General features: G+C 39.5%; 14 protein-coding genes and 1 riboswitch. Of the genes, 11 read left to right on the top strand and 3 right to left on the bottom strand.

What is annotated here, in order from left to right; all coding sequences use genetic code 11:
* Both Q1R07_RS01855 and rpmA read left to right on the top strand, forming a co-directional pair.
* The coding region (locus tag Q1R07_RS01855; RefSeq protein WP_300485387.1) for a bL21 family ribosomal protein at window positions 1-149 on the top strand (149 nt) is incomplete at its 5' end.
* Between the two features lie 23 nt (window positions 150-172).
* Window positions 173-433, top strand: a complete 261-nt coding sequence (gene rpmA, locus Q1R07_RS01850) for a 50S ribosomal protein L27 (RefSeq protein WP_300485383.1) — start codon at window positions 173-175, stop codon at window positions 431-433.
* Between the two features lie 459 nt (window positions 434-892).
* Here rpmA and ahcY read toward each other — a convergent pair whose 3' ends face one another.
* Window positions 893-2,209: an adenosylhomocysteinase gene (ahcY, locus tag Q1R07_RS01845; protein ID WP_300485381.1), complete on the bottom strand. Its 1,317-nt coding sequence runs from the start codon at window positions 2,207-2,209 to the stop codon at window positions 893-895.
* A gap of 163 nt (window positions 2,210-2,372) precedes the next feature.
* On the opposite strand from ahcY, the gene Q1R07_RS01840 reads away from it, so the two are divergent.
* The 6 genes from Q1R07_RS01840 (at window position 2,373) to Q1R07_RS01815 (ending at window position 9,311) form a co-directional block, all read left to right on the top strand.
* On the top strand, window positions 2,373-3,014 hold the full coding sequence (locus Q1R07_RS01840) for a 4'-phosphopantetheinyl transferase superfamily protein (RefSeq protein ID WP_300485379.1): 642 nt from the start codon (window positions 2,373-2,375) through the stop codon (window positions 3,012-3,014).
* Window positions 3,011-3,733: a geranylgeranylglyceryl/heptaprenylglyceryl phosphate synthase gene (locus Q1R07_RS01835; protein WP_366526327.1), complete on the top strand. Its 723-nt coding sequence runs from the start codon at window positions 3,011-3,013 to the stop codon at window positions 3,731-3,733. The genes Q1R07_RS01840 and Q1R07_RS01835 overlap by 4 nt, the downstream gene beginning before the upstream one ends.
* A gap of 3 nt (window positions 3,734-3,736) precedes the next feature.
* A complete protein-coding gene (gene pnuC / locus Q1R07_RS01830) occupies window positions 3,737-4,360 on the top strand; it encodes a nicotinamide riboside transporter PnuC (protein ID WP_300485377.1) in 624 nt (207 codons plus the stop codon).
* Window positions 4,321-6,408, top strand: a complete 2,088-nt coding sequence (locus tag Q1R07_RS01825; RefSeq protein ID WP_300485374.1) for a DUF4301 family protein — start codon at window positions 4,321-4,323, stop codon at window positions 6,406-6,408. Before pnuC ends, Q1R07_RS01825 begins: the two co-directional genes overlap by 40 nt.
* A gap of 1 nt (window position 6,409) precedes the next feature.
* Window positions 6,410-6,814 carry an alternative ribosome rescue aminoacyl-tRNA hydrolase ArfB gene (gene arfB / locus Q1R07_RS01820; RefSeq protein WP_300485372.1) on the top strand — a complete coding sequence of 135 codons (405 nt, stop codon included), beginning with the start codon at window positions 6,410-6,412 and terminating at the stop codon, window positions 6,812-6,814.
* A gap of 96 nt (window positions 6,815-6,910) precedes the next feature.
* A riboswitch (TPP riboswitch) is annotated at window positions 6,911-7,023 on the top strand.
* Between the two features lie 83 nt (window positions 7,024-7,106).
* Window positions 7,107-9,311, top strand: a complete 2,205-nt coding sequence (locus Q1R07_RS01815; protein WP_300485370.1) for a TonB-dependent receptor — start codon at window positions 7,107-7,109, stop codon at window positions 9,309-9,311.
* An 87-nt stretch (window positions 9,312-9,398) separates the two neighbouring features.
* Here Q1R07_RS01815 and Q1R07_RS01810 read toward each other — a convergent pair whose 3' ends face one another.
* On the bottom strand, window positions 9,399-9,821 hold the full coding sequence (locus Q1R07_RS01810; RefSeq protein WP_300485369.1) for a hypothetical protein: 423 nt from the start codon (window positions 9,819-9,821) through the stop codon (window positions 9,399-9,401).
* A 162-nt stretch (window positions 9,822-9,983) separates the two neighbouring features.
* Between Q1R07_RS01810 and greA the strand changes: the two genes are divergently transcribed.
* The 3 genes from greA to Q1R07_RS01795 are packed head-to-tail and all read left to right on the top strand — an operon-like array spanning window position 9,984 to window position 11,779.
* Window positions 9,984-10,460: a transcription elongation factor GreA gene (greA, locus tag Q1R07_RS01805; RefSeq protein WP_136403786.1), complete on the top strand. Its 477-nt coding sequence runs from the start codon at window positions 9,984-9,986 to the stop codon at window positions 10,458-10,460.
* Window positions 10,461-10,465: 5 nt separating this feature from the next.
* The gene (locus Q1R07_RS01800) at window positions 10,466-10,855 is read left to right on the top strand and encodes an HIT family protein (RefSeq protein ID WP_136403787.1); all 390 of its coding nucleotides are present in this window, start codon (window positions 10,466-10,468) and stop codon (window positions 10,853-10,855) included.
* 3 nt (window positions 10,856-10,858) lie between these two features.
* Window positions 10,859-11,779, top strand: coding sequence for a hypothetical protein (locus tag Q1R07_RS01795; protein WP_300485366.1), 921 nt, complete (start codon window positions 10,859-10,861; stop codon window positions 11,777-11,779).
* Here Q1R07_RS01795 and Q1R07_RS01790 read toward each other — a convergent pair.
* Complete coding sequence (locus Q1R07_RS01790; RefSeq protein WP_300485364.1) at window positions 11,769-12,920, bottom strand: HAMP domain-containing sensor histidine kinase; 1,152 nt, start codon at window positions 12,918-12,920, stop codon at window positions 11,769-11,771. The two genes, Q1R07_RS01795 and Q1R07_RS01790, sit on opposite strands and share 11 nt — an antisense overlap.
* Between the last annotated feature and the right edge of the window lie 70 nt (window positions 12,921-12,990).

Genomic DNA, 12,990 nt, shown 5'->3' with positions numbered 1-12,990 from the left:
TAATCGTTTTCAAAAAGAAAAGAAGAAAAGGTTACAAAAAGAAAAACGGTCACAGACAATCTTTAACGCAAATCGTAATCAGTGGTATCACTGGAGCGGGAGCTACAAAGAAAAAAGCGACTAAAAAAGCGGAAGCTACAGAAGAATAATTAACATTAAAAACTAATACGTCATGGCTCACAAGAAAGGTGTCGGTAGTTCCAAGAATGGTAGAGAATCAGAATCGAAACGTTTAGGTGTTAAGATTTTTGGTGGTCAAGCTGCAATTGCTGGAAACATTATCGTAAGACAAAGAGGTTCTAAACACAATCCGGGAGAAAACGTTTACATGGGTAAAGATCATACTTTACATGCAAAAGTTGACGGAGTGGTGAAATTCCAGAAAAAAGGAGAAAACAAATCCTATGTTTCTGTAGTTCCATTCGAAGCATAAGAATCTATCTTATCTTACAAGAAAAGATATAAAAGCCCGTTTCTCAGAAACGGGCTTTTTTTTGTACTTATTAGTGGACAAACCTGACCGGTTTAAACCCGCGCTAAGTAAAACTTGTCAGGTTTTATTGTTGCTTATTGTTGGCTGCTAGACACTTGATTTTAATACATACTGAGATTAAAAACTGCTAGGTTGTATTGTTAGTAGCTAAACCTGACAGGTTTAAACATATGCTGAGATTAAAACCTGTCAGGTTTTATTGTTGCTTAATGTTAACTGCTAGACACTTGATTTTAATATATACTGAGATTAAAACCTGCTAGGTTATATTGTTATTATTAGTAGCCAAACCTGACAGGTTTAAACATATGCTGAGATTAAAACCTGTCAGGTTTTACTATTAGGTATAAAAAAAGACCTCAATTTTGAGGTCTTTTCTGTTACAGGATATTTTGGGGATTAATATCTGTAATATTCCGGTTTGAATGGTCCAGAAACTTCAACGCCAATATAAGCAGCTTGCTCTGTGTTTAATGTTTCCAGTTCAACGCCTAATTTGGCAAGGTGTAAAGCGGCCACTTTTTCATCTAAGTGTTTTGGTAGCATATATACCTGATTTTCGTATTTGTCGCTGTGTTTCCATAATTCGATCTGTGCCAACGTTTGGTTGGTGAACGAGTTACTCATTACAAAGCTTGGGTGTCCTGTAGCACAACCTAAGTTTACCAAGCGACCTTCGGCCAAAATGATAATATCTACACCGTTGATGGTGTATTTGTCAACCTGAGGTTTGATTTCGATTTTAGAAGCACCGTGGTTTTTGTTTAACCAGGCCATATCGATTTCGTTATCGAAGTGACCAATGTTACAAATGATCGTTTTGTCTTTCATCTTCTCGAAATGTTTTCCGATAACGATGTCTTTGTTTCCTGTTGTAGTGATGATGATATCAGCATTACCTACTACAGTATCTAATTTTTTAACTTCATAACCGTCCATTGCAGCCTGTAAAGCACAGATTGGATCGATTTCGGTAACGGTTACAATAGAACCGGCGCCACGGAAAGAAGCCGCTGTACCTTTTCCAACGTCACCGTATCCGCAAACAACTACTCTTTTACCGGCTAACATTACGTCTGTAGCACGACGGATTGCATCCACAGCACTTTCTTTACAACCGTATTTGTTGTCGAATTTCGATTTGGTAACCGAGTCGTTTACGTTGATAGCAGGCATTGGTAATGTTCCGTTTTTCATTCTTTCGTATAAACGGTGTACACCTGTTGTAGTCTCTTCTGATAATCCTTTAATAGCAGGGATTAATTCCGGGTAACGGTCGATAACCATATTGGTTAAATCACCACCGTCATCTAAGATCATGTTTAATGGTTGTCTGTCTTCTCCAAAGAATAAGGTCTGCTCAATACACCAGTCAAATTCTTCCTCGTTAAGACCTTTCCACGCATAAACCTGCACGCCTGTTGCAGCAATTGCAGCAGCAGCCTGATCCTGAGTAGAGAAAATATTACAAGAACTCCAGGTAACTTCAGCTCCTAAAGCGATTAAAGTTTCGATTAAAACCGCAGTTTGGATCGTCATGTGAAGACATCCTGCAATACGAGCACCTTTAAGAGGTTGCTCTTCTTTATATTCTGCACGAAGTGCCATTAATCCCGGCATTTCCGCTTCTGCTAATTCGATCTCTTTTCTTCCCCAGGCAGCCAGAGAAATATCTTTTACTTTGTAAGCCACGAAAGGCAATGTTTTTGTGCTCATCTGCTTTATTATTTGTATTTACAAAAAATTTAGTGCAAATTTACGGAATTAGTTTTTAAAATTGGAAGGATAACCGGATATTTCGTGTTTGCCGGAAAAGCTAACGTTTTCGTTATCAGAAAAATAAAAATTTACCGCTTCAATATATAAACCATCCGCGCTAATGCCGCTTTATAAAACAATAAAAATAGATCCTGATACCCGGGTTCTGGTTTGGAAAATCACAGAATCACTGGACGAACTATTCCGCGATAAACCGTTAAAGGACTCGAGCCGTGTACGCGTAAACGGAATGAAATCCGAACAACATCAAAGAGGATTTCTAAGTGTACGAAATCTGTTCGCGGAGCTCGGTTATACCGATTTGGATTTGTATTACGACGCTTTTGGAAAACCACATTTAAGCGATGGTAAGAATATTTCAATTACGCATTCCTATGAATTTTCAGCGATTATTGTTGGAAAAAATAATGTCGGAATCGACATGGAGCTGCGACGGGAGAAGATCAGTAAAATTGCTGATAAATTTATCGATCCGGAATTTGCTTTTCTCGATAAATCCGAACCCGATTATATCCGGAAGTTAACCGTGATTTGGGGCGCGAAAGAAGCAAAATATAAAATGTGCAATTCCCGAAGCCTGAGTTTTAAAGACAATATGACCGTTCATTCGTTTGTAATGGACGATAAAAAAGGAACGGCAACCGTTACCAAAGATAATTTTCGAAAAGATTTCGAATTTTATTTTGAAGAAATCGAAGACTTTACATTGGTTTATGCCCTCGAACAAAATACATGCAGATGATGGGGGAAATTTACAAACAAATTATAACGGCACAACAACAGGGAAAACGACTACTGGCTATTTTGCTCGATCCGGATAAAGTGGATTGCGAACAGCTGGATGTCCTGATTGATAAAATGGCACTATCGGGCGCAACACATATTTTTATTGGCGGAAGTTTGTTGTTTAATGATCAGCAGGATGCCATTATTGCAGCATTAAAGGCAAAACTGACGCTACCGATTTTGCTTTTCCCGGGAAATGCGGCCCATATTACCAATCATGCCGACGGAATGTTGTTTTTGTCGCTTATTTCCGGAAGAAACCCGGAATATCTCATCGGACAACATGTTCAGGCGGCTCCGTTATTAAAACAATCCCAACTGGAAGTAATCTCAACCGGCTATATACTCATTGAAAGTGGAAAGCAAACAACGGTTTCCTATATTAGCGGAACGATGCCGGTACCAAATGACAAACCGGAAATTGCTGTCGCAACAGCTCTTGCGGGAGAAATGATCGGTCATAAAATGATGTATCTCGAAGCGGGTAGCGGTGCGCAATTGCCTGTTCCGTTGGAGACAGTACGTAAGGTCGCAGAAAATATTGCTATTCCGCTTATTGTTGGCGGCGGAATTCGGTCGAAAGCACATATGGAACAGGTCTATCAGGCTGGCGCAACCATGGTGGTGATTGGAACGGCTTTCGAAAAAAACGCCGACTTTTTTTCAGATTTATAAGGTATGGTGGATTTCTTTTTAGATGCCTATAAAAATGCATCAACGCTACAGATCGTACTGGAGTTTATAGCCTTTGTTTTTGGTATTGCCAGTGTATGGTATGCTAAAAAAGAAAATATTTGGGTCTATCCAACCGGACTTATAGCGACGACCATTACGGTTTACCTGCTTTTTCAGGCGGGCTATCTCGGTGATATGTTGATCAATCTGTACTTTTCGATAATGAGTATTTACGGCTGGTACAATTGGGCCCGAAAAAGAACAAATGTTGATTCTTTGTCCATATCCAGGACAACATTGACCGAAAAAATTATCGGTATATTCTTGTTTTTAATAACAATTATTATAATTTTCGCAATCTATAATTTGTTTGATTACGAAATCAAACACGAAAATTATGTTGACATATTGGCGTCGGGGCTGTTTTTTACCGGTATGTGGTATATGGCCAATAAAAAAATCGAAAACTGGACGCTTTGGATAATCGGCGACATTATCGCGGTACCGCTTTATGCATATAGAGGGTTGGGAATGTTGTCGTTACAGTATTTAATATTTACACTATTGGCAATATCGGCCTATTTAGAATGGAGAAAGATCTTAAACAACGATACTCAAAAGTTATAAAAGTAACCATGTACGGCCCTGAAAGCACAGGGAAAACGACATTGTCCAGACAGTTGGCAGAACATTTTAAAACCATCTGGATACCCGAATATGCACGAAATTATCTACAGCAAAAGTGGGAAGAACAACAGGCAATTTGTGATGAAAGCGATATGCTTCCGATTGCCGTTGGTCAGATGAAACTCGAAAATGAAGCTGTTCAGATTGCCAGTAAGTTGCTGTTTTGTGATACCAATCTGATGGTGACCAAAGTGTTTTCGGAAATCTATTATGGATTTTGTAATGAATTACTGGACGATGCCGCGCGTGAACATAACTACGATTTGTTTTTCCTGACGGATGTCGATGTGCCTTGGGAAAAAGACGACCTAAGGGATCGTCCGGAAAAGCGGGAAGAAACCTTTCAGCTTTTTGAAAATGCCTTAATTGAAAATAATAAACCCTATATTATCCTTTCGGGGAATAAAGAACAGCGTTTTGAAACGGCGGTAAAAGCGGTGGAAATGTTACTTAAAGCCAAAAGCCTGGGTTTTACATCGGCCGATTTTCTACAAATGTGGCATCGGGGAACCAATATCGATGCTATCGAAAGGCAATTGAAGTTCTTTAACGAAGGAATTGCGAAAATCAACCTTCATAAAATCGCAACGGTAGGCGACGGAATCCGACTCTTTGATGAAGATCAGGAACAGGAATTGATCGATTATTTCGAAGCGCGTCAGGATCGGTTTTCGATTGAAAAACTGGTTCCGGCTTCGGGTGCTGCCAGCAGAATGTTTAAATTTCTCGTCGATTTTCTGAATGAGTTTAAATTACACGACGAAACAATCAATGCCTATGTAAATAGAAAGAAAGCATTGGAATTGTCGGTGTTTTTGGTTGGAATAGAAAAGTTTCCGTTTTATGCCGATGTGCTCCAGGAAACAAAATCGGAATACGAAGGTTTTGATGATTTTTCTCAGGATGAAAAATATTACCGTTTTATCGAAACGATGTTGTCACCGGCAAAATTCGATTTTCTGAATAAACCGAAAGGGGTATTGCCATTCCATCAGGAAAAAGAAGCGATCACAACACCCATATATAAGCATCTCAAAGAAGCACAGGCATACACCAATGTAGAGGGTAAGCATCATATTCATTTTACAGTTTCGGAAGAACATTTGGAAGGTTTTTCAGAAGTGGTTTTGACGAATGAAAATGCAGTCGATGTTGACTATTCTTTTCAGGATAAAGCCACGGATACATTAGCGGTTGGCCTTGATAATGAACCGTTCCGACTGGAAGACGGTTCGCTTTTCTTCCGACCGGGCGGACATGGGGCGTTGATTCAGAATCTAAACCGACTGACCAGCGATATTGTTTTCGTGAAAAATATCGATAATGTTTGTTTTAATCATTTTGAAGGGATAGTTCGGTATAAAAAATTATTAGGTGGATTGCTGATACGACTACAGGAACAAATTTTCGAAAGTCTGAAGGTGTTGGAAACAACAACCGATCCGGCGATTGTTCAAAAAATAATTGATTTTGCTACCGGTGAACTAAATGTTGTCTTACCGCGTAATTTTTCAAAATATACATTCGAAAACCAAAAGAGTCAGTTGTTTCAGCTTTTAAACCGACCGATACGGGTGTGTGGTATGGTGAAAAATGAAGGAGAACCGGGCGGCGGACCGTTTTGGGTGACGGGTGAAGAAGGCATGCATTCGTTGCAAATTGTGGAATCGTCACAAATAGATCTTCAAAATAAAAAGCAGGCATTAATCCTAAGCGAATCGACGCATTTTAATCCGGTGGATTTGGTTTGTGGTGTAAAAGATTATAAAGGAGAAAAATTCAATCTGGAAAATTATGTTGATCATAATACCGGATTTATTGTCAATAAAACCAAAGGCTGTAAAGATATTAAGGCTTATGAATTACCGGGCTTATGGAATGGTGCGATGGCCAACTGGATTACGGTTTTTGCCGAAGTGCCGCTTCTGACCTTTAATCCGGTGAAAACCGTAAACGACTTATTAAAACCGGCGCATCAGCCACGATAATATGCAAAAAGAAATACTATTTGCCGAATTGCGCTATAAGGCGGTAAGAAGTAGTGGTGCGGGTGGTCAGCATGTAAATAAAGTAGCGACCAAAATACAACTGGTTTTTGATGTCGCGGGTTCCGGAGCGTTTACCGATGATGAAAAAACACTCCTGATGGCGAAACTTGAAAACCGACTAACGAAAGAAGGTGTTTTGCTGCTTAGTTGCGGGGAAAGTCGAAGCCAGCTTAAAAATAAAGAAATCGTGACAATGCGTTTTCTATCGCTGATTCAACAGGCTTTGCAGGTCGAAAAAGAACGAAAAGCAACTCGTATTCCGCATGCGGCGGTAAAAAAACGGATTCAAAACAAACGATTTCAGGCACAGAAAAAAGAATCGCGCCGGAAACCCGGAATGGAATAAATTAGGAATTGTGTAATCGCAATAGGGAAAAAACGCTCTTTTTTGTGTTTTTTCTATTCGGATTTGATTTTATGCGATTTCTTTTTATAATTTTGTCCTGTCTCAAAGGGGTGCTTATATCCGGATTCAAAACCGGACAATCGAGCTGAGATCATACCCAATGAACCTGGAACAGGTAATGCTGTTTAGGGAATAAGACATCACAGATGCCGTAGGGTATTCGTGTGTCGTGGAAACATCATTTTTTATTAATCAAAGAATAATTACCCCTTTTATTCGTAACATTTTACGAATGAAAACAGTATTACAATCCGTTGTGGCGTTACTATGTCTTCAGCCGGTCGTGCTTTTCGCACAGGAAAAAACCGTAACCGATTCTACAAAAACAAAACAACTGGACGAAGTATTGGTATCGGCGGTTCGTGCTGCCGACAAAACGCCGGTTACGTTTAGTAATGTCGGAAAAAAACAAATATCCGAACGAAACCTTGGTCAGGATATACCTGTCCTGATGAATTACCTGCCGTCGGTGGTAACCACAACCGATGCCGGGAATGGCGTAGGCTATACCGGAATCCGGGTGAGGGGTAGCGATGCGACCCGTGTGAATGTAACCATTAACGGAATTCCGTATAACGACTCGGAATCTCAGGGAACTTTCTGGGTGAACATGCCCGATTTTGCCTCATCGGTCGAAAGTTTGCAGTTGCAACGCGGTGCCGGAACATCAACCAATGGTGCCGGAGCTTTTGGTGCCAGTTTAAATATGCTAACCGATGGTTATTCGGAAAAAGGAAATGGTGAAATCTCAAATTCCTTTGGAAGTTTTAATACCCGGAAACATACCGTAAAATTTAGCTCGGGATTGTTGAATAACAAATTCGAATTGGCAGGACGTTTGTCGAAAATCAATTCCGATGGTTATATCGACCGGGCGTCTTCCGATCTGAAATCGTATTTCCTTCAGGGTACCTATGTGGGGAAAACAACCTTGATCAAAGCATTGGTTTTTGGAGGTTCGGAAAAAACATACCAGTCTTGGAACGGTTTGGATGGGATGGAACTGAAAGATTTAGGCTTGGACGAAAATATGTTGGATAACAATCCGAGGTTTAATATTTCCGGTTTGTATTTTGATGATAACGGTCAGGTGAAGTTCTACGATAATCAAACCGATAATTTTAATCAGGATCATTACCAATTACACTGGAATGAAAAATGGAACGATAACTGGTCGACGAATCTGGCGGCGCATTATACCAAAGGAAAAGGTTATTATGAAAGCTATAAACGAAGTGGGAAGTTCTCGGAGTTTGGATTAACGCCGTTTGTCGATAACGGAACAACAATTTCCAGATCGGATCTGATCAACCAAAAATGGCTGGACAACGATTTCTACGGTTTTACATTTTCATCCAATTATAAAAATGACAAACTGGATATGGTTATCGGCGGTGGTGCTAATAAATTTGAAGGCGGTCACTTTGGAAAATTGTTATGGGTAAAGGAAAAAGCAGCCTACGATTACGGTCAGCTTTTTTACGATGACAAAGGGATTAAAACCGATGTCAACGTATTTGCTAAGGCCACCTACGATATTACATCGGCCTTAAGTTTGTATGGTGATTTACAATATCGAAATGTAAATTACAAAGCGAATGCGGTTAAAACCGGATTGGTGGACGATACGTTCCGCTTTTTTAATCCAAAAGGAGGATTGAATTATGTGCTGAATCCTAAAAACAGTTTCTATTTTTCATATGCCAAAGCCAGTCGGGAACCCAATCGTAACGATTATGAAGGGAACGTTCCGAAACCGGAAAAAATGGACGATTATGAATTGGGATGGCGCTATGCATCGCGAGTGGCGAAGCTAAATGTAAATGCCTACTATATGAAGTATAAGGATCAGTTGGTGCTAACAGGTGCATTGAATGATGTTGGAGAATCGAAACGGGTTAATGTAGACAACAGTTACCGTGTTGGATTGGAATTGGATGCCAGTATTTTTATTTCGGAGAAATGGGTATTGCGTCAGAATGCAACCATCAGCCAAAACAAGATTGTCGATTTTGTAGCGAATAAAGATGGCGAATTGCACAATTTCGGGAAAACAAACATTGCTTTTTCACCCGATTTTATAGCTGGAAATGCGATTACCTGGTTGCCGTTAAAAAACCTACAGCTAACCTTGTTGTCTAAGTTTGTTGGAAATCAGTATATGGGGAATGTCGATTCGGAAAAATCAATCTTAAAATCCTATGCGGTTTCTGATTTTAATATCATTTATGAAATCAAACCGAAGAAGATTTTTAAATCAATTGTGATTACCGGATTGGTAAATAATATATTTAATACCAAATACCAGTCAAACGGGTTTTTCTATACCTACGATGACGATTGGTCCAATCCAAATCAGGTTACGACAATCGAAGGAGTTGGTTATTATCCGCAGGCGCGAATCAATTTTATGGGTGGTTTAACACTGAAGTTCTAATAAAAAAAAACACCTGACAGGTTTCTAAAACCTGTCAGGTGTGATTATAAAAGTATAAAAAAGGCTGTCTTTGGACAGCCTTTTTTATTAATTGTAAACCCGAACGATATCGCCGACTTGTTCTGTACGATATTGTTTCATCGGATATTGGCCACCGCCAATTCCGGTGTATAAACTATATCTTTTATTGTCGCAGGGACAAACCGCATCAATACCATCTACATCCATAGTGGAACAATCGCTTAATCCCTGATTCGGACAGGCACGGTCGAAAGCTACAATCCCGGTGGCTCCTTTAAAAAGAATAATGCCGCGTACTCCGGCTCCAGGCCCCGATACATACGCATAACCGTTGATAAACTTTAAGGAACTATAAGCCGGAAGGTTTAAGTTGATCGTTAAAGAAACCGGATAGTTAGGTAGGTAAGGGTTATTATTGTTTACAACACTGTCTTTGCTACAGCTTCCGATAAAAGCCGCTAAAAACAATAAAAAGAGGTATTTTTTCATATAAAATCTAGTAAAACAATTGAAAAACAAATTTAATTTAATTAACTTTGACTTGTGCTATAAAGAGCATAATTAAAAACGAAATAAATAAAAAAATATATCTTTGTAGACATAAATCCCGTTTTTGATGGGATTTTTTCTATTTATATAAACGACGAAAATATGACTAAAGTATCTTATTATACTGCCGAAGGATTAAAAAAATTAAGAGATGAGCTGGATCAGCTAAAGAGTGTGGAACGTCCGCGTGCCTCACAGGCTATTGCTGAAGCAAGAGATAAAGGTGACTTGTCCGAAAATGCCGAATATGATGCTGCTAAAGAAGCACAGGGACTTTTGGAATTGAAAATCGCCAAAATGGAAGAGGTAGTGGCAAATGCTCGTTTGATCGACGAATCACAACTGGATGTTTCGAAAGTATTAGTATTGTCAACAGTGAAAATCAAGAACCAGACCAATGGTATGGAATTGAAATATACGCTTGTAGCGGAAAGCGAAGCAGATCTGAAAACCGGTAAAATTTCGGTTACGTCTCCAATCGGTAAAGGCTTACTTGGAAAATCGGTGGGTGAAATCGCAGAAATCCAGGTGCCAAACGGAACCTTAAAATTCGAAATCTTAGAAATCTCAAGAGACTAATTCCTATGAGCTCCATTTTTACCAAAATCATCAACGGCGAAATTCCCTGCCATAAAGTAGCGGAAGACGATAACTTTCTGGCATTTCTGGATATTAACCCAAATGCTAAAGGACACACGCTTTGTATTCCGAAAACGGAAATCAATAAGATTTTCGATATGGAAGAAGACCATTATCTGGAGCTAATGCGCTTTTCCAGAAAAGTAGCCAAAGCTTTGGAAAAAACCGTGGCTTGCAAACGAATCGGTATGGCGGTGGTAGGCCTTGAAGTACCGCATGTTCACGTACACCTTATTCCACTTCAGGATATGGACGATATGCGTTTCCAGCGTAAAACCAGTTTAACCCAACAACAATTTGAAGAGCTGGCACAGGCTATTGCCGGCAATCTTTAATTAATGAAAAAAATAGTGTTGCTTTTACTGCTTCTGGTTTCCGGAGCGGTGTTTGCGCAGGGTACCGACAGTGGTCTATGGCTTTACGGCAAGGATGTAGGCGATTCGGACGACACTGTTGTTATCGAAAAAGAAGGAATAGTTGGCGTTGCAAACTGTTATGTCCGCGATGTGCCGTCAACTTCCGGAAAGTTAGTCGATTCTTTACAACTGGGGAAAAGAGTTATGGTAAAAAAGCTAACTCAGAAGACACAGAAAATAAAAGGGATCGATATGAATTGGGTGGAAATCCAATACCTATCCGGTACTACAACCAAAAAAGGCTATTTATGGCTTGGGTTTCTGGCACTCGATTTTAAAACAACCAATACTCTTTCTTTTCTAACGGTTTTAGAACGTGTCAGTGCTAAAAAAGAAGAAGATGGCTCGGTCTCCCCGGAATATGTTCTGGGTATTAAAGTCCTGGATCAAAACAATGCCCTGCTAGATAGCAAAGAAATCCGAAAAGATATTAACGATACGCCTTACCATAAGCAAAGTTTGATGGGTAATTACGGACTTCAGAATATACAAAATCTCTACCGGATCAGTTTCAGTGGTGGCGTCTATGGCATTCCGACATATTACTTTTATTTTGGATGGACCGGAACAAAATTATTAGTGTTGCCGGAAAAGATGTCAATTGTTAAGGCTGCTCTTTATTCATATAATGAAACGTTTATTTTTCCCGATGAGCCGGGTGGTAAACCGGGTTATATTTTTAAAATTATTGAAGAAAGCAAAGGGCGGATATCGGCTAATGAAGACGAATCTGAAATAATACCAACAGAAAATGAAGTCTGGAAAGAGACGTATACCTGGGATGGTGAAAAAGTCATATTCATTAAAAAAAGCCTACAGCAAAAGGAACTGTTTAAACAATAGCCTTTTTAAAAGTAATCTGCATGGTGGTTCCTTTTCCGATTTCCGAATGCGCCACTTTAATTTTTCCGCTGTGATATTCTTCTACAATACGTTTGGTTAACGATAGACCAAGTCCCCAACCGCGTTTTTTGGTCGTAAATCCGGGATCAAATATACTGTTGAATAACTTCTTCGGAATACCACTTCCGGTATCACTCACTTTAATCTTTACAAAGCGTTCGGTATCTTCAATTGCAATATGAAGTTTGCCTTTACCTTTCATCGCATCGATCGCATTTTTAACCAGATTTTCGATAGTCCAGCTATGCAAAGCCGGGTTCATTAGGATATGAATTGGATAGTTCGGTGCTTGAAACGTAAATTCAACCTGTTTGGAAGTTCTCGATTTCAGATAGTCATACGATTGTTCCGTTTCCTGTATCAGATCATGGTCTTCAAGTACCGGCTCAGAGCCAATTTTAGAAAAACGATCGGTAATGGTTTGCAGTCGGTTAATGTCTTTTTCAATTTCCGAAACGGTCGTCTCATCTACATCGTCCGCTTTCATAATTTCGACCCATCCGATCAGCGATGATAGCGGTGTGCCGATCTGATGTGCGGTTTCCTTCGCCATACCGGCCCATAGTTTGTTTTGGGTAGCCATTTTGCTGGCGCGGTAAAAACTGAAAATCATACCGCTAAAAAACAGTCCGATAAGGACTAATGCAATCGGATAGAATTTTAATTTGGTCAGTAAGGACGAATTGCCGTAATACAGAAATTGATTTTTACCACCCAGATCCATAATGATCGGTTGGTTCTCCGAACGTAATTTGTTCAGATAGGCTTTTGAACGATCCGAATCGGCACTGATTTCCTTATCAACATTGATCATATTGATAATGCTATCTTTGTCTGTAGTCTGGATAATCGGGATAGTGGTATTGTTGCTCAGAATCTGAAACGGTAGTTCCACTTCTGTATTTTCATCGGCATTGTTTAGTGTTTTGGTAGCCGTAGCCCAAAGTTCCATCTTTAAACGTTCCTCGTCCTTAAACTTCTGGAAAAAAGTATACGTATTCCATAATATGAAAACCAGGATATTAAAGGAACCTAATATAATAATCCAACGGATAAGGTTACGTCTTTCGGAAAGATTCATGCGATACAATATTTGTGTTTAAAAGTAAGGAAAAGATATAAGGGAGCAAAAAGAAGATTGGGAAATGCTC

The organism is Flavobacterium sp. (assembly GCF_030146175.1).
Classification (GTDB): Bacteria; Bacteroidota; Bacteroidia; order Flavobacteriales; family Flavobacteriaceae; genus Flavobacterium.
The sequence above is the reverse complement of the archived record's forward strand: the minus strand, read 5'-3'. Positions and strand labels throughout refer to the sequence as shown.

Coding starts and splice junctions, on each gene's coding strand:
- rpmA (WP_300485383.1), top strand. CDS start 173: ATGGCTCACAAGAAAGGTGTCGGTAGTTCCAAGAATGGTAGAGAATCA.
- ahcY (WP_300485381.1), bottom strand. CDS start 2,209: ATGAGCACAAAAACATTGCCTTTCGTGGCTTACAAAGTAAAAGATATT.
- Q1R07_RS01840 (WP_300485379.1), top strand. CDS start 2,373: ATGCCGCTTTATAAAACAATAAAAATAGATCCTGATACCCGGGTTCTG.
- Q1R07_RS01835 (WP_366526327.1), top strand. CDS start 3,011: ATGATGGGGGAAATTTACAAACAAATTATAACGGCACAACAACAGGGA.
- pnuC (WP_300485377.1), top strand. CDS start 3,737: ATGGTGGATTTCTTTTTAGATGCCTATAAAAATGCATCAACGCTACAG.
- Q1R07_RS01825 (WP_300485374.1), top strand. CDS start 4,321: ATGGAGAAAGATCTTAAACAACGATACTCAAAAGTTATAAAAGTAACC.
- arfB (WP_300485372.1), top strand. CDS start 6,410: ATGCAAAAAGAAATACTATTTGCCGAATTGCGCTATAAGGCGGTAAGA.
- Q1R07_RS01815 (WP_300485370.1), top strand. CDS start 7,107: ATGAAAACAGTATTACAATCCGTTGTGGCGTTACTATGTCTTCAGCCG.
- Q1R07_RS01810 (WP_300485369.1), bottom strand. CDS start 9,821: ATGAAAAAATACCTCTTTTTATTGTTTTTAGCGGCTTTTATCGGAAGC.
- greA (WP_136403786.1), top strand. CDS start 9,984: ATGACTAAAGTATCTTATTATACTGCCGAAGGATTAAAAAAATTAAGA.
- Q1R07_RS01800 (WP_136403787.1), top strand. CDS start 10,466: ATGAGCTCCATTTTTACCAAAATCATCAACGGCGAAATTCCCTGCCAT.
- Q1R07_RS01795 (WP_300485366.1), top strand. CDS start 10,859: ATGAAAAAAATAGTGTTGCTTTTACTGCTTCTGGTTTCCGGAGCGGTG.
- Q1R07_RS01790 (WP_300485364.1), bottom strand. CDS start 12,920: ATGAATCTTTCCGAAAGACGTAACCTTATCCGTTGGATTATTATATTA.